Raw genomic sequence first — 25,053 nt, 5'->3', positions numbered from 1 at the left:
ATCACATTGCTTTTTTTTAGCTTCCCGGCGGCTCTTAAAATTTCAGTTCCAGCTGTGCTTTGGGAAGCTTGAAATTTACCTGCCTGTCCATTGTGTCAGCTATTATTCTCTTGAAAATTTCCATGCACAGGCGCGCGTCATCGTTTGCCCTGTGAGCGGCTTTTGCTTCTATGTTAAAACGCTTTGCCAGGCTCTGAAGTTTGTACTGGCCTTTTTCTGTTTCGTTTATAAAATCAGGGTATGCCCATCGTGCGGCGGCAAGCGTATCTATGCATGTGTTTGGAAGCTCTGGATGATTGAATCTTTTCAGCTCGGAATTTATAAAGCAAAGATCAAATTTCGCATTGTGGGCAACCAGTATTGTTTGCTTTCCTCCGATAAAATCCAGAAATTCCGGAACAGCATCTTTTGCACTGGGGCAGCATGAAAGCATTTCGTCGGTAATATGCGTAAGGTCTTTTATGAAATCTGGAAGTTCCAGCGGCGGCTTTATCAGAATATCAAAGGGGGCTCCGATTATTCCGCTATGGTTGAATTTAACTGCGCCTATTTCTATGATAAATTCTTTTTCTGATTTTAATCCTGTAGTTTCTGTGTCAAACGCTACAAAAGTTTTTCCTGAATAAAATTCTTTTGCAAGATTTTTAAAGCTGTTAAAAATTTTAAATGCCATAGTTTTTAAAAAGGCATCCGCAGAAAACCGCAGATGCCATATTGTTTTTACGGAAATTTTTATACCCCGATGCCCTGCACCGAAGTATAATTGACTCAGCCTGCTGCGTTCAAGATTGCATTGATTTCTGAAGAGATAGCTTCACAGAGCTTGTCGGCTTCTTCTTTTGCTTTCTCCAGAGCTTCGTCTGTTTTTTCAGAAACAGGAACAGTGCTGTTGATGTAGAATTTTATTTTTGGCTCTGTTCCGCTTGGACGTGCGCTGACAATAGTTCCTCCTTCAAGAATGAACTGAAGAACATTGCTCTTTGGCCACGGAAGATTTTCCTTTTCGGCCGGATTTGCAGGATCAAAGGCAACTTGCTGCTGGATATCTCTGATTCTTACAACTTTTTTACCGCCGAGGGTAGGAAGTCCGTTTGTGCGGAGATTTGCCATGATTCCGTTCATTATTTTCGGTCCCTGCACTCCCGGGAAGTATTTGCTGATTGCTCTGTCTTCAAAAAGCCCGAATTCCTTGTACATATCGTTCAGGTGCTCAAGAAGAGATTTGCCCTTGCTTGCCCAGTACAATGTCATTTCTGCGCACATTGCCGCTGCGGAAATTCCGTCTTTGTCGCGCACTTCTGTTTCCACAAGATAGCCGTAGCTTTCTTCAAGTCCGAACACATAGTTTCCGCTTCCGTCTTTTTCCATCTGGCCTTCGTCATAGGCAATCCACTTGAATCCTGTAAGACATTCCTTTACAGCGACATTGTATTTTTTTGCGATTGAGTCTACAAACGGCGAAGTTACAATAGAGCGGATAAGAACCGGCTTTGCAGGCATCTTGTTGAATTCCTTTTTTGAAAGCAGAACGTAATCTGCAAGAAGCGCGCCCATTTGATTTCCTGAAACAAGAACGTATTTTCCGTTTTTGTCAGGGAATGCAGTTCCGAATCTGTCTGCGTCAGGGTCTGTTGCCATTACAACATCAGCTTTTTCTTTTTCAGCCAGCTCCACTGCCATTTTGAGTGCAGGAGCTTCCTCTGGGTTCGGCTTTTCAACTGTCGGGAATTCTCCGTTTCCTTCACGCTGCTCTGGAACTGTGATTACATTCAGGCCGAGATCGCCAAGAACTTTTTCAACATGCATTGCGCCTGTTCCGTGGAGAGGTGTGTATACAACTTTTACGCTGCTTGCCTTTTCTTTTATAAGCTCCGGGCGGTAAAGATTTGCCTTTATCATTGCCTGGAATTTGTCATCGATTTCCTTGTCGATTAAAATAATTTTTCCGGCCTTTACAGCTTCGTCCTTTTCGATGAGCTTTACTTCTGTAACGGCATTTACTTCGTCGATGATTCCCTTGTCATGCGGCTCTACAACCTGCGCTCCGTCATCCCAGTATGCCTTGTAGCCGTTGTACTGCGGCGGATTGTGGCTTGCAGTTACGACAACGCCTGTTTTGCATCCGAGAATTCTTATTGCATAGGAAAGCTCCGGAGTAGGGCGGAGTGAAGTGAAAAGGTATGCCTTTATTCCGTTTGCGGCAAATACTCTTGCTGTGATGTCTGAAAATTTATCGTGGTTGTTTCTGCTGTCGTAGGCAACGCATGCGCTGAGCGTTCCGTTTTTTGCTTCCTCAGGGAAAGCCTTGATAAGATAGTTTGCAAGTCCCTGTGTCGCTTTTGAAATGTTCAGTGTGTTCATGCGGTTTGTTCCGCCGCCCATTACACCGCGCAGTCCGCCTGTTCCAAATTCTAGGCTCTGATAAAAACGGTCTTCCAGTTCTTTAATATCTTTTTTTGCGACTAAGTCCTCAACTTCCTTGCGGAAGAAACTGTCTTTTTCCTCTGCAATATATTTTGCAGCTCTTTCAAGGATTTCTTTCTCTTCCATAAATGTTTACTTCCTTTTTTATAAGAATGAAGGGAACCTTAAAAAACGGCGTTTTTAGAGGCTCACCGAAACGAGTCTAGCACAGTTGCCTTTTTTTTGCTATAGTCCCCTTTCAATATGTGGCTGGCTGTGGAAAATTTTTTCCAGTGTCTGGGAGCATCCGAGCTGTTCAATCAGGCTGTTCATTCTGCATTTTGAAGCTTCTGTTTGCGCTTCAGATTTTTTTCCCTGGTTTTTTACGGCTCTGATTAGAATGTTCTTTGGTGTGTGGCTCATGTCGATAAATTCCAAAAGCTGGACAGTGTAGCCGTTTTGCTCAAGAAGCTCTGCCCGGATTGCATCGGTTGCAAGCGCGGAAAATCTTTCTCTTAGAATTCCGTATTTCATTATGGAAGCGAACGGGCTTTTGCTGTCCGGCTTGATTTTTTCAAGCTGCATGTTTATTTCGTGCTGGCAGCAGGGAACTGAAAAAATTGCCTTTGCGTTATGCTTCACGGCATAGTCGAGCGCAAAGTCCGTTGCAGTGTCGCATGCATGGAGCGAAACCACTATGTCTGTTTTTTTTTCAGATTTGTAATCGGCAATGTTTCCCACCTTGAATTCCATGTTTGCGCAGCCAAGCTTGTCTGCAAGTTTCGCGCAGTTTTGAATCACGTCTTCCTTTAAATCAAGTCCGGTTATGCTTGCCGGTATTTTTTTTACTTCCGAAAAAAAGTGCTGAATTGCAAATGTAAGATAGGATTTTCCCGAGCCGAAGTCTATGATTTGAAGCGGATTTTCTGCGGTGTACGGAGTGCTGTTCAGAAATTCAACGCTTTCTGTCACATCGTCGATGAATTCAAGGAATCTGTTTATCTGCCGGAATTTATCATATTTCTGCGCCACAACTTTTCCTTCTCTGGTCATGATTCCAAGCTCTATTAAAAACGGCACAGGAGTTCCTTCCTGAAGAATGTGCTGCTTTACGCGGTTGAAGCTGCCTGTGAATTTCGGCTCTTGCGGACAGCCGCTTATTTTTTTTGTGAATGTTTTTATTTCGCCTCTTTTGTTTGCCATTGTTGTGATTTCTTCTGTTTCGGTTCTTACAATGCAGTTTTTAAAAGTTGTGCCCGCGTGCTTTTCTATGAATTCCTGAACTTGCTCGAGCGAGAAATTTTTTTGAAACGCCTGCTTGTCTGTAAAGAATTCGGCGTGGAATTCATTTTGTTTTTTTATAGGAAGTGATGTGTTTTTCCAGATTCGCACTTTTATGTAAGCCCTGCCCAAAATTTCAGCGCAGTTTTTTGAAGGCTTTGACAATACCGCTGTAAAAATCATGGGATAATAATAGCACAAGGAAAAACTTTTGAGGAGAGCCTTGAATTTTTCCAGGGGATTTTTAGCTTGAAATTCTCCCTGTTAGATTCCGGTGAATCTGTACGGAGTTTCCTGGTATACGTAATAGTTCAGCCAGTTGGAATAAAAAAGATGCGCCGTGCTTCTCCACTTTGAAATTATCGGCTTGGAAGGATCATTGTCTGTAAAATAATTTTCCGGCATAAAGGGATTTATTCCTTTTTCCTGATCTCTTTTGTATTCCTCTGCAAGTGTTTCTGTGTCGTATTCAAGATGGCCTGTCATGAAAATGCTTCTATTGTCCTTTGACTTTGCAAGAATCGCCCCGGTTGTTTCTGAATATGCCAGAAGCGAAAGTCTTTCGTTCGCAGCGATGTCCTGTGTGAGAATTTTTGTGTAGCGCGAAGTCGGAACCGGAAAATAATCATCGAAGCCGCGCATAAGAGGATCCTTCGGCTCCAGAACCTTTGAGTAGAAAATGCCTGAGAATTTTTTTTCCACGACGTGCTTGTTTATTCCATGCAGATGGTAAAGCCCCGCCATTGCGCCCCAGCATATATAGAGCGTGCAGAAAACATTTTTTTTTGCATAGTCCATGATTTTGCACAGCTCGTTCCAGTAGTCAACCTGTTCAAACGGAAGCTGCTCCACGGGCGCTCCTGTTATAATCATGCCGTCGAATTTCTGCTGAAAAATTTCCTCTGAGGACATATAGAATTTCTGAAGATGCGTTCTGTCTGTGTTTTTGGAAACATGGCCTTTCATCTGGACAAGGCTGATATCAATCTGAAGCGGTGTGTTTGAAAGCAGCCTCAAAAGCTGGGTTTCCGTAACTTCCTTGGTGGGCATCAAATTTACAATCGCAATTTTCAGGGGACGGATATCCTGTGAAACCGCACGTTCCTCTGTCATCACAAAAATATTTTCATTTTCAAGAGTGCTTCTTGCAGGAAGATCTGAGTCAATTCTTATAGGCATGGGCGTATTATAGCAAATTTTCCTTTAATGTGCTATAATTTGTGAATTATGGAAATTAAGCTTGACAGAAGGGCTGCGGTTAAAAAACTCAAGGCTTTGGTTTTTTCTCCAAAAAATGAAGTTGAGATTTTTAGAAGCAAACTTGAAAAGAAATTTAAAAGTGATTTTATTCCAAACCATGTTGAATTGTCGGAAAAGAATATCGGCGGTGTGAAGTGCGATGTCCTTGTGCCGGAACTTTGCGCCTCCAGCCGTGTAATTGTTTATGTCCATGGCGGCTCTTTTGTGGGCGGCTCAAGGGACAGCTGGAGAAGCTTCTGTTCTATTCTTGCAAATGCCGCTTCTTCAAAAGTTGTTGTTCCTGAATTCAGGCTGGCTCCTTCATATCCTTTTCCTGCTTCAATGGAAGATGTTGAAAAAGTGCTGGGCGAAATTCTTGACAGTGAAAATTTCAGCGAGGTCATTCTTGCCGCCGATGGAAGCGGAGCGAGCATTGCAATGGGGCTTATGCTCAGAACCGAGGAAAAAAAGCGTTCCATGGTTTCTAAGATTGTTTTGTTTTCCCCGTGGCTGAATTTTTGCGGAGAAAAATTTTCCGACAAAAAAATCCGTGATGAAGTTCTCTCAAGCGAAGACATCCGCCATGCCGCAGGACTTTATACGTATTCTTCCAATCTGGAAAATGTTCAGGTATCTCCCTTGAAGGCTTCCGAGGAAGAATTTTCAAATTTCCCGGAAGTTTATATTCAGTGCGGCGAAAAGGAAATTCTTCTTGAGGATGCGGAAACTTTGAACCAGCGCGTTCTTTATGCAGGCGGAAAATGCACCCTTGATGTCTGGCCGGGAATGATGTTTATGTTTCAGATGGCTGATGAATTCCTGCTTGAATCACATTCGGCGGTTGAAAAAGTCGGGCATTATATAAATAAGCAGAGCGGGCTTTCGGACGACGAGATAAAGGAACGTGAGCGGCTTATGCGCGAAAACAATATGACTGTGGAGTAGTCAATGGAGCTTCTTTCGCCTGCGGGCAATGTTGAAAAACTGAAATATGGATATATTTACGGAGCTGACGCGGCTTATATCGGACTGAAAAATTTTTCCCTGCGTGTAAAGGCGGATAATTTTTATGACAATGAATACCAGGAAGTATGCCGGCTGAAAAAACAGTTCCCCGGAAAAAAACTGCACTGCGCGCTCAACATTGCATTTCACAATGATGAAATCGACAGGCTGATTCAAAATATTCCGTATTTCAAGCAGTATCCTATAGATGCGTTTATTGTCCAGGATCTTGGAATTGTTCCGCTTCTTCAGCGTGAATTTCCGCAGGCGGCACTGCACCTTTCTACCCAGGCAAGCTGCATGAACCGCGAGGCTGTAAAGATGTACAGGCGGCTCGGATTCAGCCGTGTTGTAATGGGCCGCGAAGCTTCTTTAAAGGAAATCGCGGAAATAAAGGATGCTGTTCCGGATATGGAAATTGAATGTTTTGTGCATGGAGCCATGTGCATTGCCTATGCCGGCAGATGTCTTATGAGCGCATACCTGAACGGACGCAGCGCACAGGAAGGCTTTTGCAGTCACACATGCCGCTGGGATTACGATGTGCTTGCTTCCCTTGGCTCTGACAGCAAGCAGATTGCGGAAAGCGGAAATCTTGTTCTGCGAGAGCACAAGCGGCCTGAGGAATTTTTCCCGGTTTACGAAGGTGAAAATTTTACATCGGTTTTGTCTTCAAAGGATCTGTGCATGATAGATCATCTTGACGATTTAAAAAAAGCCGGTGTTGATTCTCTGAAAATTGAAGGGCGCATGAAAAGTGTTTATTACGTTGCCCTTGTTACGCGCGCTTACCGCAAAGCCCTTGATGCGCTTGAAGGAAAAATTACCAAGAGCCAGGCGGATCTTTTTGTGGACGAGCTTTACAAAGTCAGCCACCGTCCGTTTTCAACCGGTTTCTACTATAATAAATCCGATGCTGATGTTGCTGTGAGCGGAGCAAGCGACAGCCCGTTTGAACTGGCCGCGGAATGTGGAGAGCCTTTTTCGCCTGATGAAGAAAATGAGCTTTTTGAAAAGGCTGCGCTGAATAAAAAAATCCGCGATGAAAAATATTTTCTTCTCTGCCCGGAGGCAAAGGCCGCTGCTGACAAAAGGTTCAGGGAGCATCCGGATTTGAATCTTCCATTTGTTCAGAAAAAAGAAGGGTTTAAAATGTATTCCCTTGAGGCTCTGAATATGATAGACAGATTTTCGGAGCTTGAAATAATTTCGCCTGATATTGTCGCCAAGAAAATTTTCTGGGACGAGGATTTTCAGCTTGTGAATCCACAGAACGGAGAGGTGTACAACTGGGTATGCAATGGACATCCCTGCGCTTTATACACGCGCGCGGAAATCACCCGGGGAACTTTGATTCGCCTGAGGGACAGGGGCTACATCGAGGGAAAATTCAGGAACACTGGAAGATAGCCTTGAAAAATTGCTTTTGACCATCGCTTTGCAATGTGATATAGTCTTTTGAGGGTTTGCCTATGTCAGAAAAAGAAAATGAAGTTGTTGAAATAAATCCTGAAATTTTAATTGATTCATTTTATAAAACATTTTCTGAAAACTATTCGCAGGAAGAATGGGAGCGAATACGCAGCGCCTGGAATTATCTGATTTCCAAGACGTCCGAACTGAAACGGAAATGCGGAAAGCCGTATTATCTTCATCCCCTCAGAGTGGCGACAGTTCTCGCTGAAAAAAATCTTGGGGCGGACACAATTATCGCAGGCCTTTTCCATAATATTCTTGATGTTGACAATAACTGCCTTCCGGAGATTGAAGAAAAATTCGGCAGGGAGATAGCTGTGATTTGCAATGGCACTGCAAAGATAACAAGCCTGAAAATAAATTCTACATCCATTCACCAGGCAGACAGCATACGCAAAATGCTCTTTGCAATGGTTGATGATATAAGGGTTATTCTTGTAAAGCTCGCAGACCGCCTTGACCGCATGCGCAATCTGAAATTTGTTCTGCCTGAAGCCCAGCGTGCCGTTGCAAAGGAAGTGATAGATATCTGGTGTCCGCTTGCAAGCCGCCTCGGTATGTCTGATGTAAAGAGCGAGATGGAAGACTTGAGCCTGAAGTATTCGAACCCGGAAGTTTTCCAGCAGATAAAATCTATTGTCGCGCAGAAAAAAGCGGAGCGTTCCGAATACTTGAATAATGCGGTGAAAAAAATTTATACAGCCACTGAAAAAGCCGGAATAAGCGTAAACATAACCAGCCGAGCCAAGCATTTTTATTCGATTTACCAGAAGATGAGAAAGCGCAACAAGGAGCCTGGCGAGCTTTATGATTTGCTTGCTCTGAGAATAATCTGCAATACAGAGTCTGAATGTTATACCCTTGTTGGAATTGTCCACGGACTCTGGAAGCCGATGGAAGGGCGGTTCAAGGATTATATTGCAATGCCGAAGGCAAACGGCTACCAGTCTCTTCATACTACAGTAATCTGCGAGGGAAAGCCTCTTGAAATTCAGATTCGGACTCAAGAGATGCACAGCATTGCGGAACACGGTGTGGCTTCCCACTGGCTTTATAAAAAGGGGACAAACCGTGATTTGGTGAAAGCTGAGGAGCTGAGCATTATAAATCAGCTGCGCGCTCTTCGGAATGAAGATTTAAGCGACGAGAAATTTTTTGCGGAATTAAAAACAGATTTGCTTGGCGACTCGATATATGTTTTTACTCCAAAGGGCGATGTAAAGGAGCTTCCGGCTGGAGCGAATGCAATAGATTTTGCCTATGCAATTCATTCAGGAATCGGCGAAAAAATTGTGGGCGCAAAAGCAGATGGAAAAATTATTCCTCTCATCCAGCCTTTGAAGAATACTCAGATTATTGAAATTTTAACAAACCCGAAAGCTCATCCTACACAGAGCCAGCTTCAGGCCGTAAAAACTTCCAAGGCGCGCCAGAAAATTCATTCATGGCTTGTTGAAAATGATCCGACTTTTATTGACCGTGATGCGCTTGAAAAAAGAGAAGCGGAAATCGCCGCCAATACTTTGTATTCCAAAAAAATCGCCGAGGAGAATTCCGCAGAACGGAAACGCAAGGCTGAACTGAAAAAACAGCAGGCGCAGAATTTCACCGGAAGAATCCGCATAGAAAACGACACAAATTTTTTGGTTACGATTGCGCAGTGCTGCAAGCCGGTTCCTGGCGAGCCTATCGTGGGATATATTTCGCATAACAGGGGCATAACTGTTCACCGGGCAGACTGTCTGACTTTTCTTAGAATTCCTGCAATTCAGGAGCGCTCTATTCCTGTTGAATGGGATATTTCTCCTGACAAAAAGCAGGAAAGAAAAGACCGCCTTATTGAGCAGAACAGGGAAAAATCCCGCCAGAAGCAGATTGAAAAAAATCAGTATAAAAAGCAGCGCTGATGCCGTGTTGCATAAATACTGTTTTTTTCATACTATGGTTTTATGAAATTGCTTGAAGACAGAATAAAAAAAGACGGTGTTGTGCTACCTGGAAATATTTTAAAAGTAAACAGCTTTTTGAACCATCAGATTGATGTTTCGCTGCTTGATTCGCTTGCAGAAAATTTTAAAAAGGCATTTGAAGGTGTTGAGCTAACAAAGATTGTTACGATTGAAGCGAGCGGAATTGCAGTTGCCTGTGCAGTTGCGCGTGCTTTTGGAAATCTGCCTGTGCTTTTTGCAAAGAAGCATAAGAGCGCGGCTCTGTCTGACGATGTTTATTATGCAACAGTCTGGTCTCATACAAATTCCTGCAATTATAATATTGTAATCTCAAAGGATTATATTTCTTCGGAAGATAAAATTCTTTTAGTGGATGATTTTCTTGCGGATGGAAATGCGATGAACGGTCTTATTGAAATCGCAGAAAATGCAGGCGCAAAAATCCAGGGAGTTTGTGTTGCAGTTGAAAAGTCATTCCAGCTGGGCGGAGATTCAATCCGTAAAAAAGGTATCCGTGTTGAAAGCGGAGCTGTCATTGAAAGAATGACGTACAACGGTGACATTGATTTTAAAAACTAATCGTTAAAGACTGATTTTTTAGCGGCTCTACAAAATAGATTCCAGAAGCAGGCTGACTGTTTTTGGAATTTTTTGTTTTTCAATTCCTGAATAATTTACAACAAATATTTTATCGAGCGGAATTTTGTTTTTGTCCTGGTAAAAAAATGAAAGCGGAAAATCTTCGTTCTCGTAAAAAAATTCTTTTAGAGAGGCTATTTTTATTCCATTTTTTTTAAGACGAGATTTCAGGGTTTTTCCGCCGGACTTTGAGTTTATAAAAAGCAAAAAGTGAAGGCCTGCTTCTTCTTCGTGGATTTGCACAAAATTTTTCAGCTCGGAATTTTCAATTCTGGAAATCAGTTCGTTGCGAAGATTTCTGTAGTAATTTTTCATTCTGATAATGTGCTTTGAATAATAGTCTTCTTTTATAAAGGCCGCCAGGGCATACTGCTCAAATGAATTTACAGTGCAGGCACAGAAACTGAATTTTTCGCTGAATTTTTCGGCAAGCTTTTTAGGAAGAACCATATAGCTTATCCTGAACGAAGGCGAGAGTGTTTTTGAAAATGTGTTTACATAAATTACGTTTTCATTTTTTGAAGCGCACAAAAGCGGCTGCATAGGCTTTCCGTTCAATCTGAATTCGCTGTCGTAGTCGTCTTCTATTATGTACCTTCCGCTTTTTTTATTTGCCCATGACAAAAGTTCCATGCGCCTTTTTATCGGCATGACAATTCCCGTCGGAAAATGATGACCCGGACTTGTATGGACAACGGAAGCTCCTGTTTTTTCCAGTGCGCCCACACCAAGACCGTTGCTGTCAATCGGAACATGCACTATGCTTGCTCCGTTCATTTCGATGATATGCGAAATTTTTTTATATCCCGGATTTTCAACGGCGTAGATTTTTTCATTCCCCAAAAGTCGGACGGCAAAAGTAAAAAGCATTTCTGTTCCTGCTCCCACGATTATCTGATCAGGATCTGCTTCGATATTTTTAAAGCTCTTCAGGTGATTTGAAATTGCTTCGCGCAGTTCAAGTGTTCCCTGTAGAGGCTGGCTTGTTAATAGCGATTCATGGGAGCTGGTTAAAATATTGCGCATTATCTTAGACCAGATTGAAAACGGAAATTTTTCCCAGCCGATTGAATTTGATTCAAGGTCGATAAAGAAATTTTCGCTCGTCTGATTTTTCTTTTCGGGTTTTGTTTTTTTTTGCGGCGCCGCTGAATTTTCTTTTGGCTCTATGGGAAGATCAATTACAAAAAATCCTTTTTTTTCAATGGAAAAAATATATCCTTGGCTTATCAATTCCGAATATGCATTCTGAACTGTAATTACGCTTATTCCCAAATGAGAGGCCAGACTTCGTTTTGACGGAAGTTTTTCATTCGCCTTTAAAGAGCCGCTTATAATTTTTGACTTTATTGTTTCAATTAGGAATTCACAAAAAGTCAGTTTTCCTTTTTTTGAAAAATCACAAGTGAACATATTTTTTCCTGCGGATGTTCAATAATTATATTGATAATATCAGATTTTGTACATTCCGTTAAATTCTTTTTTCTGATATGATAAAAGAATGTTTCCGCCTTTTGATGAAGAGCCAGCTTTTGAATATTGCAATGAAATAATTTCTCTTTTAGATGAAAGAAAACTTTCGATTGAGTATGTTACGGAAAAAATCAGCACGGAGCGGATTGAAAACGGAATCATGATCGGTGTGCTTGTTGCTGAAAATTCTTCAGGAGAGAAAAAAATTCTTTTTACAGTTTCAGGCATTTCAAGAAGAATCAATGGAGAATTTCAGAATGCGGTTTTTGTTGAGCCTGTGGTTTCATCCGCGGAAATTTTTTCAGCTCTCGAAAAAAACGACAGGGAAATTCATTTGCTTACCAACAAGATAAATTCCCTTGATGGAAAAAACTGCTCTTCGCTGATTCTGCGCAGAAACGAACTGACATCCGAGTCCCTGAAAAAAGTTTATTCGCTTTATCATTTTCATTGCTTTGACGGAAAGGTTCGTGCCCTGAATGAAATCTGCGGAAATTCTCTTCCGCCCACAGGAACAGGCGACTGCTGTGCTCCCAAGCTTTTGAATTTCGCCTTTAAAAATGGATTTGCGCCGCTGAGCATGTGCGAGGTTTTTTATGGAAAATCAAGCGGCAGTAAAATTTCCGGGCACAGGTATCCACCCTGCGATGAGCGGTGCGCTCTGATTCTGCCTGAAATTCTCGGAGTTGAAATTTTATACCGGGACAAGGACATAATTGTTGTAAACAAGCAGAGCGGAATTTTAAGTGTTCCCGGCCGCGGCCCCGAAAAGCAGGACTGCATAGTGAACCGCGTAAAAAAAATTTTTCCTTTTTGCATAGAGCAGCCTGCGGTGCATAGACTTGATATGGAAACTTCCGGGCTTATGGTCCTTGCATTTACAAAGGAAGCGCATCGTAATTTGTGCCGCCAGTTTGAGGAGGGCAAGGTTGAAAAAAAATACATCGCCCTGCTTGATGGAATACTTGCAAAGAAAAATATTGCGCAGAGCGGAACAATGGAACTTTTTTTCAGGCTTGATGTGGAGCACCGGCCGCATCAAATCTGGGATTCAGTTTACGGAAAAAAGGCTGTTACTGAATGGAAAATTCTCGATGTGGAAAAATATATCTGCCCTGACGGAACAAAGAAAAATGTAACGCGCGTTTTGTTTTTGCCCCATACTGGGCGCACTCACCAGCTGCGGCTTGCCAGTGCAGATTCCCATGGATTCGGTGTGCCTATTGTCGGCGACACTTTGTACGGCAGGTGCGAGCCTGGTGAACGGCTTATGCTTCATTCGTGCTATCTTAGATTTGAACATCCTTCCACAGGATATCCTATGGAATTTGAATGTGAAAGCGATTTTTAAACTAAGGTGGAATATTTTAAACAAATGTTTTAGACAGCCTGTGTCTTTTTCAAGGCACAGGCATTTTCAGAAAAAATTTTTCTAAACGTTGAATTTAAAGAAAAGAACATCTCCGTCTTGAACTACATAATCTTTTCCTTCCTGACGGTATTTTCCGGCTTCCTTTATTTTTGCCTCTGAACCGTATTTCCGCAAGTCTTCCACAGTGTAGGCTTCGGCTTTTATAAATCCCTTTTCAAAGTCGGTGTGGATTACGCCTGCTGCCTGCGGAGCTTTGTCGCCCTCGTGAATTGTCCAGGCTCTGCATTCATCGCTTCCGCCTGTGAAAAATGTTCTAAGACCCATAAGATGATAAACATGCTTTGCAAGAACTGAAAGTCCGGATTCTTTCAGCCCCACGCTTTCCATGAATTCCCTGCGGTCATTTTCATCTTCAATTTCCGCAAGATCAGCTTCGAATTTTCCGCAGATTACAATCACTTCGGATTTCTGCTCAGCTGCGATTTTTCGGACGGTTTCAACATAGGCGTTGGTTCCCTCCGAAATTGTATCTTCGTCTATATTGCAGATAAATACTTGCGGCTTTATTGTGAGCAGATGAAGATCGTAGACTGCGTTTTTTTCTTCGTCAGTCAGGTCTGCCATGCGCGCGCATTTTCCTTCTGTGAGTAGCGGCTTTATTTTTTCAACTGCGCTGAAATATGGAGCCAGCCGTTTTTCTTCATCCTTGCCGAGCGCTCTGATTTGCTTGGTGATTTTTTCTGCGCGCTTTGAAATTGTATCAAGGTCGGCCTGCGCCAGCTCAAAGTCGATTGTAAGAATATCGCTTTCAGGATCTACAGGAGCTTCTGTTTTTGCATCATCGCGGACATGCTGAATATCCGGGTTGTCAAAGCAGCGGACAACGTGCGCAATCACTGCTGTTTCCCTGATGTTTGCAAGAAATTTATTTCCGAGACCTTCGCCGCTGGATGCGCCTTTTATCAGACCTGCGATGTCAACAAAATCGACTGTCGCAGGAATTTTCTTTTTGGGCTGAAAAACACTTGCCATAAAGTCAAGCCTTTCATCTGGCAGATCAACAATGCCGATATTGGGATCAATCGTGCAGAATGGATAATTCGCAGCTTCCGCAGGAGCTTTTGTAAGTGCGCTGAAAATTGTGGACTTTCCCACGTTCGGAAGTCCGACTATGCCGCATGTAAGTTTCATATATTTTTCCTTTGCCTTTTAGTTGCCTATAAAAATCTCTTTAGAAAATCTAAAAAAGACCTCTGTTTTTTTTAGGTTTTCTCATTCTAATGTTTTTGCCCGTCTTCTTCAATTAACGAGGACAAACTGCATGCTGAAATTCATTTTAAAGCCGCCCTGAAATTTTTTTGTTTTTCAGGATTCACTTTATAATTTTATCCAGCACTTTGTCTTTTTGCCGCCAGTTTTTATCAACCTTTACGCGAAGGTCAATGTCAACCTTGTATGGAAAAATTTTTCTACATTCCTTGATTGATTCAATTCTGATTGTCTTTATCATCGAGGCATTTTTTCCGATTACAATTCCCTTCTGGCTTTCGCGCTCAACGTAAATGAATGCAAGAACTTTCAGAAGCTTCGGGGTTTTCATTTCCATGTCGCTGATTCCTACATAAACAGCGTGCGGAAGTTCCTGCTCAAGGCGGTTTATTGCCTGTCCGCGGATAATCTCAGAGATTCTGAATTCAACTTCCTGGTCAGTGTAGAATTCTTCCGGGTAAAGATGCGGCTCGTCCTTTGCAAGCGAAAAAAGGGATTTTAAAACGGCATCGATATTTTTGTCTTCCTTTGCGCTGATTCCTATTACGCGCTCAGAAGGAATGTCCGGAAACTGTTCCTGTATAAATTGAAATGACAGCTCCGGTTTTGCCTTGGAGTCTTCTATCTTGTTGACGGCAATCACAAGCCTGTCCTTGTAGGGAAGCAGAAGCGATGCAATCATTTTTTCTTCGTCGCTGTGCGGTCGGGTGGAATCAATGATGTAAAGAATGGCGTCGCTTTCCTTGATGTTTTCCTGTGCGATTCCCGAAAGTCTGAGGTTCAGTTTTTTTTCGCTCAGGTGAAGTCCTGGTGTGTCTATGAAAACAAGCTGGCCGAGTGAAGTGTTTATTATTCCACGGATTGCGTTTCTTGTTGTCTGTGGAACAGGCGAAACAATGCTCACCTTTTCTCCGCTTGCAGTATTCAAAAATGTGGATTTTCCTGCTGAAGGCCGCCCGACTATAGAAACAAGGGCTGTCTTTGAGCCTGTGGGCTGCGTTTCCGCGCTAGAGTTTTTTTCGTCATTATTCATGGAAATCAGTATACAATTAAAAAAAAATAATTGATATAGGGAGTTTCAAAGTTGTTTCCAGTATTTTTGAAACTCCCTGTAATGCGGCTGAAAAATCAGCGGGAAGAAGTTTTAGGTTCGCCTGAAAGAATTTGCTCTGCCCTGGTCAAAGCTTCCTTGATGTTCTGGCAGATGTTTTCTTCTCCAAGTTTTTCTATCATGCCCATTTTGCTGAACAGGCGGTAAGGCTGGGTGTGAATTCCTGAAATTACTATTGTGATTCCGTTTCTGTCGCAAGCCGCTTTTGCCTGTTCCAGCGCGCGGATTCCTCCTGCATCTATGTAGAGCATGTTTTTCATTCTGAGGACAAGAACTTTTGCGTTTGCCCCGGCGCGTTCGATTGCGAATTCAAATTTTCTTACCGTTCCAAAAAAGAGCGGCCCGTCAATTTCGTAGACAACTGTTCCCTCTGGAACTTCAATGTTTTCTTCCATCGAGGAATTCCCTGAAATTCCGAGCGCAATGGAATTCTGTTTGTCCTGCACTTCAGACACATCAATCATTTTCTTTATAAAGAAGAACGCCGCAAAGCCAAGCCCGAATTCAATGGCCACCGTAAGATCAATAAAGACTGTTATGAGAAATGTTGCCGTCAGAACAAAGATGTCCGACTTCTGGCCTTTTAAGAGAGCCTTTACTGCTGAAAATCCCGCCATGTTCCAGGACACGTTTATAAGCACTGCGGAAAGAGCCGCCATCGGGATAAAGACAGCGTATTTTCCCAGAAGAAGCAGAATAAGAAGAAGTGTAAGCGCATGTATGATTCCGGCGACTGGAGTTTTTCCTCCGTTCTTTATGTTTGTTGCGGTTCTTGCGATTGCTCCCGTTGCAGGAATTCCGCCGAAAACAGGAGATGCGATGTTTGCAATTCCCTGCGCGATAAGCTCTGTGTTTGAATCGTGCTTTGTTCCGGTCATTCCGTCTGCTACAACTGCGCTCAGAAGGCTTTCAATAGCGGCAAGAACAGCAATGGAAATTGATGTGGGAAAAAGCGCGGTTATTGTGTCAACGCTGAAAACAGGAAGTGAGGGCGAAGGAAGAGATGACGGTATGCTTCCGTAGCGCGAGCCGATTGTATCAGTTTCAAGCCCTGCATATTTTCTGAGCAAAACGCTTGCTGTGGTTGCAAGGATTATCACAATGAGGCTTCCTGGAATTTTGCTTGTAATTTTTTTGAAGAAGTGCGGCCATAGAAAAATGACTGCAAGACAGCAGGAAGCCAGTATAAGCGAATAGCAGTTTATGTGCGTGATGTTCATCGCGTAGGTTTCGATTTTGCCTGTAAAGTTCCCCGGCATTTTTGTAAATCCCTCTGGAAAAACAGAAATTGAAAGTCCAAGAAAATCCCCTATCTGGCCTGTTGCGATTGTCACAGCGATTCCTGCGGTGAATCCGGTTACTATTGTATATGGAATAAATTTTACAAGTCCGCCCATCTTGAACGCGCCAAGCAGAATTAAAAGAATTCCCGCGATTATCGTTGCGGTCGCCAGCCCTGAATATCCGTGCTTTGCAACAACGCCGTAGACAATTACTGCAAATGCTCCTGTGGGGCCTCCAATCTGGACTCTGCTTCCTCCGAACAGCGAAATAAAAAATCCAGCTATAATTGCGGTAAAAAGTCCGCGCTCTGGCTCTACTCCCGAAGCGATTGCAAAAGCTATTGCAAGCGGAAGGGCGACAATACCAACGATGATTCCAGCGGTAAGATCGTTTAAAAAAGTTTTTGCTGAATACTTTTTGATTGTATTTAATATCTCTGGCTTAAACATAATGGACTATAATGATATTTTGAAAAGAAAAAATCAACATATTTTTACAAAGGCGCCGGGCATTAAAACTCCTCCCGAATCGCCAGGCGAATTTTTAGGACTGCTGTTGAAATCTGAATTTTTTTCTGAGTTCCTATACAAAAATAAGTTGAAAAGATTTTCTATTGTAGTTATTTTTATTGTATGAATCTTTCTGACTTTGAGTGGCTTGCGCAGAATATACAGACGGACGGACTTTTGGGCAGCGACAGTTCTGCGGCGAATCTTTTTCTTCTTCAGGATAAATACAGCATTGAGCTTTTTGTCAGGGAGTCTGTTTTGTTCCGGCGTTACAATGGTGCCGGCAGCAGGAGCGGCTTTGGGTTTCCTCTTGCTCTCAGCAGGAATTTTTCCTTGAAGGATGCTCTTGAATTTCTTATTGAAAAATCAGCGGCTGAAAAAACGCCTTTGAAATTCTGTCTTTGCACGCGCGAGCAGAAAAACGAAATCGACCAGTGCCTTGAAAAGAATTTTTTTGGCCGAAGAATTTCATGGAACTGCGACCGCGGAGACAGCGATTATATTTATCTTACAAAAAATCTTGCGGAGCTTCCGGGACAGAAATTTCACAAGAAAAAAAATCACATAGCGCGCTTTATGCGGACTTACGAAAACCGCTGGGAATTCAAATGCTTCCCTGAAAACGACATTGCCTCTGATATTCTTGCTGTTGAAGACCAGTGGTTCAATGAGCGTAGTGAGCAGGCGGATGAAAAAAAATTTGACAGTGCACTTTTACTTGAAAAGCAGAGCATTTTTTCCGCCGTGAAAAATTATTCATCATTTGACATCCGCGGCGCAGTTCTCTATGTGGACGGAATGCCTGTTGCAATGACTCTTGCAAGTCCTGTTTCAAGCGAAGTTCTGGACATTCATTTTGAAAAGGCTCTTTCTCTTTATGCCGCAGACGGAGCGTATTCCGTGGTGAATAATCTGTTTGCAGGAAAATCAACTTCATTTTTATATCTGAACCGGGAAGAAGATATGGGAGTTGAAGGTCTTCGCAAGGCAAAACTTTCGTACAGGCCGGACATTGTTCTTGATAAATTTTATGGTGAAATGGAAAAATAAAAATGCTTTCAAAAATACTAAAAAAATCTGAGTGCGCATCGTGCCGCTTCTGCTGTTCATTTAGAAGACAGAGCTTGTGGGAAACTCCTCTGTTTGATGCTGAGCTGAAATCACGCCTTGAATCAAAATTTCCCGATGCGGAATTTCGTCCCGCCGGAAAAGAATCTTTTACAATAAATCTTTCGGGGTGCTATAAAACCGATGATCCGCAGGAAGAAGCTCCCTGTCCTTTTTTGAATTCGAAGGAGGGCTGTGTTTTGAGCGCGGACGAAAAACCCTTTGACTGCAAAATATGGCCTCTGCGCGTGGCAAGAAAATCTCCGTCGGATAATGCGAGCATCGTGCTTTCTTCAGCCTGCCCGAAGGTGAATTCCCTTCCGCTTTCAGAAGTAAAAAATCTTGTTGAGTCAGATCTCGGCGAAAAAATCCGCACGTATTCAAAAGAGCATCCAGATATTATAAAACCCTGGCACGATAATTTTTTGTCGTTCTAGGGAAAACTTAAACTCCGCTCAAAAATCCAAGTATAATTCCGCCGATAATTACAGAGCCGATTTGCCCTGAAACATTTGCGCTGACTGCGTGCATAAGGATAAAATTCTGGTCGTCCTCTTCAAGCGCGAGTTTCTGGACAGTGCGGCTTGCCATCGGAAAGGCAGAAATTCCGCATGCGCCTATCATCGGATTAAGCCTGTTTTCTTTTTTGCAGAACAGGTTTAAAAACTTTGCAAAAAGAACTCCGCATACGATATCGCCTGCAAAAGCAATCAGCCCCAGCACCATTACAAGCAGAGTCTGCGGAGTAAGGAATTTGTCAGCCGTCATACTTGCGCCGACACTTATTCCGAGAAGGAGCGTTACGATATTTGAAAGCTCGTTTTGGGCAGACTTTGAAAGTTTTTCAAGAACGCCGCATTCACGGATTAAATTTCCGAACATTAAAAATCCGATTAAGGCTGCCGCATCAGGAATTACAAGGCTTACAACTAAAGTTACGGCAACAGGAAAAATTATGAGCGCGGTTTTCGGAATGTTTTTGTTTTTTGCCTGAATTCTTATCCTGCGTTCTTTTTTAGTCGTAAGAAGTTTTATTACAGGCGGCATTATAATCGGAACAAGGCTCATATATGAATATGCAACGACAGTTATCTGCCCTAAAAGATTTTGTGCATGCTTGCTTGCAACGACAATCGCAGTCGGCCCGTCGGCAGCTCCTATAACACCGATGCTCAAAGCCTCTTTTAAATCGAACCCGAAGCAATAATATGCGACAAGCGCGGCGATAAAAATTCCTGAATGTGCAACCAGACCGAAAACCAGAAGCCAGGGTCTTTCAAGAAGCGGCGTAAAATCAATCATTGCGCCGACACCGATAAAAATCAAAAGCGGAAACAACTCAGTCATAATTCCGCAGTCAAATAAAATCTGCAAAGCACCCGGATGTTCCGCAGTCCCGAGAACTACGGCAAGCGGAAGATTTACGAGAATTGCTCCGAATCCGATCGGCAGAAGAAGCATAGGCTCGTAATTTTTTGCAGTGGCAAGCCAGATTAAAATTCCGCCGATGACAAACATCACAACCTGCTGCCAGGACAGAGAACCAATCCCTGCCGAAAAATAATTCAAAATCTGTTCCATTTTTTCCCCTGTTTGAAAAAAAATAATCAAAATTTTCTTATCTTCCCAGTATTGCAGTAAAAATTTTTCATTTTCCGGGTTTTTTATAGGAAAAATAAATATTTGACTGACTGCCTTGCGTGTTTTCTTCAATATAAAATAGAAATTCGCCAAATTTGAAATTCCTCCCGGATAAAAAAGGCAAAATTTATTTAGAATTTGTTTGACTTGCGCAGATTTTGAATTTATAATTATTCCCATAATATAATCCCTTAGGAGGCCTAAATTGGCAAAGGTAGAATTAAAAGGAATCGGAAAGATTTATGAAGGCAATGTTCAGGCTGTAGAAAATGCCAACATTGTTATTGAAGACCGCGACTTCTGCGTATTTGTAGGACCGTCTGGCTGCGGAAAGTCAACAACGCTCCGCATGGTTGCAGGTTTGGAGGAAATTTCAGAAGGTGAGCTTCTTATTGATGGCGAACTTATGAATGATGTTCCCCCGAAAGATAGAAACATTGCAATGGTTTTCCAGAATTACGCTTTGTATCCTCATATGTCTGTATACGACAATATGGCTTTTGGTCTTAAGATCCGTAAGATGGACAAGGCTGAAATAAAGCGCCGTGTTGACGAGGCTGCAAATATTCTTGGTCTTACACAGTATCTTGACCGCAAGCCAAAGGCTCTTTCTGGTGGTCAGAGACAGCGTGTTGCTGTAGGCCGTGCGATTGTCCGCAATCCTAAAGTATTCTTGTTCGATGAGCCGCTTTCAAACCTTGATGCAAAGCTCCGTGTTACAATGCGCGGTGAAATTGCAGGTTTGCACCAGAGACTTAACGCTACAATGATTTATGTTACTCATGATCAGGTTGAAGCTATGACAATGGGTACAAAAATTGTTGTAATGAAAGACGGACATGTTCAGCAGATTGGAGAACCGCTCTATCTGTACAATCATCCAATCAACAAATTTGTAGCAGGATTTATCGGAACTCCTCCTATGAATTTCCTTGCTGTTACAATCAAAAAGGACGGCGACAAGATTGTTGCTGACGAAGGAACATTTACTGTTGTTCCTACAGCAGAGCAGCAGGCTTCTCTTAAAGAATATGTCGGAAAGGAAGTATACTTTGGTGTTCGTCCTGAGGATTTGATTTACTGCGATGCTCCTGCTTCTGAGAACAACATGCAGATGAAGATTTCCAACAAGGAGCCTCTTGGAGCTGAAACACACTTGTTCCTTTCTACAAAGACACAGAGCATTGTTGCCCGCGTGCAGGGTTCTGCAAAAGGTGACTTTAAGATTGGCGAAACTGTGAACTTCAAGCCTGCTATGGAAAGATGCAAGTTCTTTGCAAAGAACCCAGAGGATCTTAGCAAGGAAATTAACATCTGTGAGGCAGACAAGATTTCTGCTCCATGGCTCAAGAACGCTATTACAGGCGAAGTTGGCTATAAAGTAGCAATCGGCTCTGAAATCAGAAAATAGCTGTACTTTTGACAGGCGTTGTTGCGTTCTGTCTTAAATACTGTAGCCTTAACACCGCTGGAATTCCGGCGGTGTTTTTTTATGGGCGCATGTATTTTTTTTAGCCCTTTTTGGGGTACCCATAAGCTTTTTTTTATTGTAAACTTTTAATATGATAAAAGTTAATTCTCTTGTTATATATAAAAATGCAGCCGCTGTTGTTGTTTCCGTGGCTGAAAACAATAAATTTACGGTGCGGTTTCAGTCTGCGCCGCCCACAGGTTCCAAGCCCGCTGCCTTTGATACTCAGAATGTGCGCTCAAAGGATATACTTCTGCTTGATGAAGGCCCGGTTTCTTCCCTTGAGGCTGTGCTGAAGTTTGCGCAGGAAAATTCTCCTTTGCCCGCGGATATTTATAATCTTGACCAGAAAAATGACATTTTCCTAAAAATAAAAGACTGCTATGAACTTTTGTCATCTGAGGAGCAGCCCGAAAGCTATTCATTTGGCGACCTGGTTTCCCTGTTTTACGGCGAACTGAAGCATGATGAAGCATGGGGGCTTTATACTGCCCTGAAAAACACCGTTTATTTCACCCAGGTTCTAAAAGAGCAGATGAACGGCAGAATTTCGTTTTCCCTCCGCTCCCGGCAGGAAATAGATCAGCTTGTGAAAAAAGGCGATGCCAAGGAAAAGGAAGCAAAACAGCGTGCGGAATTCTTTGAGAGACTGAAAGCAGGACATCTTCTTCCCGGAGATTCAGTTTTTATGGGCGATGTGGAATCCCTTGCGCTTGGGAAAAGCGATAAAAGCAGGACAATGCATGATGCCGGCCTGAAGGAAACGCCGGAGCGCGCTCACAGGCTTTTGCTGGACACAGGAATATGGGATATTACACGCAATCCTTATCCACTGCGCTGGGGACTTTCAACAAAGTCCGCCTCTGTTTCCCTTGATTCGCCCCCTGAGGAAGAAAGACTGGAGCTTGATACTGTTTCCTATGCCATTGACAATGAATGGTCTTCCGCCCCCGATGATGCTGTGGCTTTTGATGGAAAATACCTGTGGGTTCATATTGCAGACCCGGCGTCTTCGGTTCTGCCTGATTCCCAGGTGGACAAAAGTGCTAGAGCGCGCGGTGCAACTCTCTATATTCCAGAGGGAGCATCCAGAATGTTGAGCGAAACCTGCCTTGAAGATTATGCGCTCGGTCTGAATGAAAAAAGCCGTGCCCTGTCGTTCAGAATTCTTCTTGATGAAAACGGCGCGATTGAAGACTGCTCTGTTTTTAAGACACTTGTAAAGGTAAAAAGGCTTTTCTATGAGCAGGCCGACACTCTTATGGAGAGCGAGGATTTGAAGCCTCTTTTTTGCATTGCCCAAAAAAACGAAGAGCGGCGGAAAAAATCTGGCGCAGTGCAGATTTCGATGCCCGAAGTTCATATTATTGTCGACCCTGAGACAAAAAAGGTTTCTATTGAACCTGCGGTGCACCCAAAAAGTTCTAAGATGATACAGGAAATGATGCTTTTGGCAGGCGAGGGCGCGGCGAAATTTGCATTCAAGAATAATATTCCTTTTCCGTTTATAAGCCAGGAAGCCCCTTCTATTCCAGCCGATCTTCCTGATGGACTTGCCGGGCAGTTCAGGCTCAGAAGATGCATGCGGAAGCGTTCTGTTGATGTGACTCCCGGAATGCACTGTGCCCTTGGTCTGAATATGTACAGCCAGGTTACAAGCCCTCTTCGCCGCTACGGAGATCTGATTGCGCATATACAGCTCAGGGCTTTTCTTGACAAGAGGCCGCTTTTGGACAAGGACACCATGCTCATTCGGATATCGGAAGGCGATGCGGGCGCACAGGCCGTGCATAAGGCTGAACGGAAAAGCAACATGCACTGGACTCTTGTGTATCTGATGCAGAACCCCGATTGGACGGGCGATGCTGTTTGCGTTGACAATGGAATGAAACTTCCGCTTTTTTCAATTCCGTCGCTTGCTGTTGAATCTTTTATAAGCTGCCCTGAAAAAATAGAGCTTAATGATTCTGTAAAAGTGAAGGTCAGAAAAATAGACATTGCCGAGCAGCAGCTGGAATTTGAAGTGTGTTAAAATTACACAATGAAGAAAGTTTCGAGTTGCATAATTCGTCCGCGCGGGTGGACAGTTTGATAAGAAATGTTTGCAATGCAGACTTTAGGTTAAAACAGGCTTTGTTTAATTGATGTTTTTAAATTGAAAAAATTTATGGAGGTAAAAATGCCGCATATTACAATTCAGATGTATCCTGGAAGAAGTGATGAAATCAAAGAGAGGCTTGCAAAGAAACTGGCGCAGGCTGCAAGCGAAGAGCTTGGAAGAGGCATCGAACATTTTTCGGTTTCCGTGGAGGATGTCCCCCAGGACGATTGGAAGGAACGGGTGTTCGACAAAGTTTCTGACCCTGAAAACAAAAATGTGTTTGTAAAGCCCGGCTATAAGATGTAGAGCCTCGGAAAATTAAGGAAATACAAGAAAAATGTCCGGTAGTGCTGATTAATTGCTTCTAGTGTTGGTCAGCGCTTAATTTGCTGTTCCAGCGCAGGATTTTTTGTTGACAGCCTAGGTTTTGCATGGTATATTTTTTATCATGAAAAATATGACCCGTTGGGCAATAGTTATAAATATCTCATCGTTGGCTTACCTTTATTTTAGCTTTTATCGTTTTTCTCATATTCTGCGGAAGTTTCGCTAAAAGCGATCATTGTGTTTGCCGTAAAACTGGTGATATAATGGGCCTTCCGCATGGAAGGCTCTTTTTTTTGCCTGCTGTTGTATTTTGGAGGTTATTTTATGATAGTGATTTTGAAAAAAGGCGCTTCGGAGCCTGCCATCAATGAATTCGTGGAGGAAGTCAAGCAGAAGGGGCTTGGCGTGCATATTTCAACCGGCGTTGACAAGACAATTATCGGACTTCTGGGCGATACTTCAAAGCTTGTGCCGGAGGATTTTCTTGCAAATGATATAGTTGAAAGCGCAGAGCGGGTAAGCGCACCGTACAAGATGGCGAGCCGTTCATTTCATCCCGAGGATACTGTTGTATGCGTTGGTTCAGGACAGAGCGGAGTTATAGAATGTAAAATTGGAGATAGAAAAACAGTTCCTGTCATAGCCGGCCCGTGCGCTGTTGAAAGCGAATCACAGATTATGGAGGCAGCCTTTGCTGTGAAAAAAGCAGGAGCCAGAATTCTTCGCGGCGGCGCATACAAGCCACGGACATCGCCATATAGTTTTCAGGGGCTTGGCAAGGAAGGAATTCTGCTTCTTGAAAAGGCAAAGAAGGAAACCGGGCTTCCAATCTGCACTGAGCTTATGGCGATAAGCGAGCTTAAGAATTTTGAGAATGTCGATCTTATTCAGGTGGGAGCAAGAAATTTCCAGAATTTCGATCTTCTGAAGGAACTTGGAAAATTCAATAAGCCGGTTCTGCTCAAGAGAGGACTTTCCGGAACAATCAATGAGCTTTTGATGAGCGCAGAATATATCATGGCAAACGGAAATGAAAATGTCGTTCTCTGCGAAAGGGGAATCAGGACTTATGACGGTTATACCAGAAACTGTCTTGATGTGAGCGCAGTTCCCTATCTGCACAAGGTTTCCCATCTGCCTGTTGTTATCGACCCAAGCCATGCCTGTGGAATCAGATGGATGGTGGGAACTCTTGCCCAGTCTGCGGTGGCTGCCGGAGCTGACGGTCTTGAAATCGAAGTTCACTGCTGTCCTGAAAAGGCATGGAGCGATGCAAGCCAGCAGCTTCCTCCTGCGCAGTTTGAGCAGCTTATGGTCAAGCTTGGAAAATATGCTGCGGTGGAAGACAAGTCTATATAGGCTGTCTTAAAGTTGCAATGTGCCTGGGCAGGTTTTT

20 protein-coding genes are annotated in these 25,053 nt (G+C 43.0%); 11 read left to right on the top strand and 9 right to left on the bottom strand.

The window, feature by feature from the left end:
* Positions 1-34: 34 nt before the first annotated feature.
* The 4 genes from ACI4L0_RS03500 to metA all read right to left on the bottom strand — a co-directional run bounded on the left by ACI4L0_RS03500 (position 35) and on the right by metA (position 4,863).
* Complete coding sequence (locus tag ACI4L0_RS03500; RefSeq protein ID WP_439798783.1) at positions 35-673, bottom strand: 3'-5' exonuclease; 639 nt, start codon at positions 671-673, stop codon at positions 35-37.
* 95 nt (positions 674-768) lie between these two features.
* A complete protein-coding gene (locus ACI4L0_RS03495) occupies positions 769-2,550 on the bottom strand; it encodes a phospho-sugar mutase (RefSeq protein WP_439798782.1) in 1,782 nt (593 codons plus the stop codon).
* Between the two features lie 99 nt (positions 2,551-2,649).
* Positions 2,650-3,867, bottom strand: a complete 1,218-nt coding sequence (locus tag ACI4L0_RS03490) for a class I SAM-dependent methyltransferase (protein WP_439798781.1) — start codon at positions 3,865-3,867, stop codon at positions 2,650-2,652.
* An 81-nt stretch (positions 3,868-3,948) separates the two neighbouring features.
* A complete protein-coding gene (metA, locus tag ACI4L0_RS03485; RefSeq protein ID WP_439798780.1) occupies positions 3,949-4,863 on the bottom strand; it encodes a homoserine O-acetyltransferase MetA in 915 nt (304 codons plus the stop codon).
* A gap of 48 nt (positions 4,864-4,911) precedes the next feature.
* On the opposite strand from metA, the gene ACI4L0_RS03480 reads away from it, so the two are divergent.
* The 4 genes from ACI4L0_RS03480 to ACI4L0_RS03465 all read left to right on the top strand — a co-directional run bounded on the left by ACI4L0_RS03480 (position 4,912) and on the right by ACI4L0_RS03465 (position 9,932).
* The gene (locus ACI4L0_RS03480) at positions 4,912-5,868 is read left to right on the top strand and encodes an alpha/beta hydrolase fold domain-containing protein (RefSeq protein WP_439798779.1); all 957 of its coding nucleotides are present in this window, start codon (positions 4,912-4,914) and stop codon (positions 5,866-5,868) included.
* A gap of 3 nt (positions 5,869-5,871) precedes the next feature.
* Positions 5,872-7,338: a peptidase U32 family protein gene (locus tag ACI4L0_RS03475; protein ID WP_439798778.1), complete on the top strand. Its 1,467-nt coding sequence runs from the start codon at positions 5,872-5,874 to the stop codon at positions 7,336-7,338.
* Between the two features lie 62 nt (positions 7,339-7,400).
* Positions 7,401-9,311: a RelA/SpoT family protein gene (locus ACI4L0_RS03470; RefSeq protein ID WP_439798777.1), complete on the top strand. Its 1,911-nt coding sequence runs from the start codon at positions 7,401-7,403 to the stop codon at positions 9,309-9,311.
* A 42-nt stretch (positions 9,312-9,353) separates the two neighbouring features.
* Complete coding sequence (locus tag ACI4L0_RS03465; protein WP_439798776.1) at positions 9,354-9,932, top strand: xanthine phosphoribosyltransferase; 579 nt, start codon at positions 9,354-9,356, stop codon at positions 9,930-9,932.
* Positions 9,933-9,959: 27 nt separating this feature from the next.
* Here ACI4L0_RS03465 and ACI4L0_RS03460 read toward each other — a convergent pair whose 3' ends face one another.
* On the bottom strand, positions 9,960-11,405 hold the full coding sequence (locus ACI4L0_RS03460) for a PLP-dependent aminotransferase family protein (RefSeq protein WP_439798775.1): 1,446 nt from the start codon (positions 11,403-11,405) through the stop codon (positions 9,960-9,962).
* 88 nt (positions 11,406-11,493) lie between these two features.
* Between ACI4L0_RS03460 and ACI4L0_RS03455 the strand changes: the two genes are divergently transcribed.
* A complete protein-coding gene (locus ACI4L0_RS03455) occupies positions 11,494-12,816 on the top strand; it encodes an RluA family pseudouridine synthase (protein WP_439798774.1) in 1,323 nt (440 codons plus the stop codon).
* A gap of 81 nt (positions 12,817-12,897) precedes the next feature.
* Here ACI4L0_RS03455 and ychF read toward each other — a convergent pair whose 3' ends face one another.
* The 3 genes from ychF to ACI4L0_RS03440 all read right to left on the bottom strand — a co-directional run bounded on the left by ychF (position 12,898) and on the right by ACI4L0_RS03440 (position 16,950).
* Positions 12,898-14,028, bottom strand: a complete 1,131-nt coding sequence (ychF, locus tag ACI4L0_RS03450; protein WP_439798773.1) for a redox-regulated ATPase YchF — start codon at positions 14,026-14,028, stop codon at positions 12,898-12,900.
* 181 nt (positions 14,029-14,209) lie between these two features.
* A complete protein-coding gene (era, locus tag ACI4L0_RS03445) occupies positions 14,210-15,139 on the bottom strand; it encodes a GTPase Era (protein ID WP_439798772.1) in 930 nt (309 codons plus the stop codon).
* 95 nt (positions 15,140-15,234) lie between these two features.
* Positions 15,235-16,950, bottom strand: a complete 1,716-nt coding sequence (locus ACI4L0_RS03440; protein WP_439798771.1) for a SulP family inorganic anion transporter — start codon at positions 16,948-16,950, stop codon at positions 15,235-15,237.
* Positions 16,951-17,133: 183 nt separating this feature from the next.
* On the opposite strand from ACI4L0_RS03440, the gene ACI4L0_RS03435 reads away from it, so the two are divergent.
* Together ACI4L0_RS03435 and ACI4L0_RS03430 are read left to right on the top strand one after the other, a co-directional pair.
* Positions 17,134-18,060, top strand: coding sequence for a DUF2156 domain-containing protein (locus tag ACI4L0_RS03435; protein ID WP_439798770.1), 927 nt, complete (start codon positions 17,134-17,136; stop codon positions 18,058-18,060).
* Positions 18,061-18,062: 2 nt separating this feature from the next.
* The gene (locus ACI4L0_RS03430; protein WP_439798769.1) at positions 18,063-18,554 is read left to right on the top strand and encodes a hypothetical protein; all 492 of its coding nucleotides are present in this window, start codon (positions 18,063-18,065) and stop codon (positions 18,552-18,554) included.
* Between the two features lie 7 nt (positions 18,555-18,561).
* Here ACI4L0_RS03430 and ACI4L0_RS03425 read toward each other — a convergent pair whose 3' ends face one another.
* Positions 18,562-19,698, bottom strand: a complete 1,137-nt coding sequence (locus ACI4L0_RS03425) for a sodium ion-translocating decarboxylase subunit beta (RefSeq protein ID WP_439798768.1) — start codon at positions 19,696-19,698, stop codon at positions 18,562-18,564.
* A gap of 265 nt (positions 19,699-19,963) precedes the next feature.
* On the opposite strand from ACI4L0_RS03425, the gene ACI4L0_RS03420 reads away from it, so the two are divergent.
* The 4 genes from ACI4L0_RS03420 (at position 19,964) to aroF (ending at position 25,016) form a co-directional block, all read left to right on the top strand.
* Positions 19,964-21,169 carry an ABC transporter ATP-binding protein gene (locus tag ACI4L0_RS03420; RefSeq protein ID WP_439798767.1) on the top strand — a complete coding sequence of 402 codons (1,206 nt, stop codon included), beginning with the start codon at positions 19,964-19,966 and terminating at the stop codon, positions 21,167-21,169.
* A 151-nt stretch (positions 21,170-21,320) separates the two neighbouring features.
* A complete protein-coding gene (locus ACI4L0_RS03415) occupies positions 21,321-23,261 on the top strand; it encodes a ribonuclease catalytic domain-containing protein (protein ID WP_439798766.1) in 1,941 nt (646 codons plus the stop codon).
* Between the two features lie 147 nt (positions 23,262-23,408).
* Entirely contained in the window at positions 23,409-23,636 is a 228-nt protein-coding gene (locus ACI4L0_RS03410) for a tautomerase family protein (RefSeq protein ID WP_439798765.1), read from the top strand.
* A gap of 345 nt (positions 23,637-23,981) precedes the next feature.
* Positions 23,982-25,016 (top strand): 3-deoxy-7-phosphoheptulonate synthase, encoded by a 1,035-nt coding sequence (aroF, locus tag ACI4L0_RS03405; RefSeq protein WP_439798764.1) that lies wholly within the window; start codon positions 23,982-23,984, stop codon positions 25,014-25,016.
* Positions 25,017-25,053: the final 37 nt, after the last annotated feature.

The sequence above is a fragment of the Treponema sp. genome (genome assembly GCF_051883275.1).
Classification (GTDB): domain Bacteria; phylum Spirochaetota; class Spirochaetia; order Treponematales; family Treponemataceae; genus Treponema_D.
This window is presented reverse-complemented; position numbering and strand designations above follow the sequence as displayed.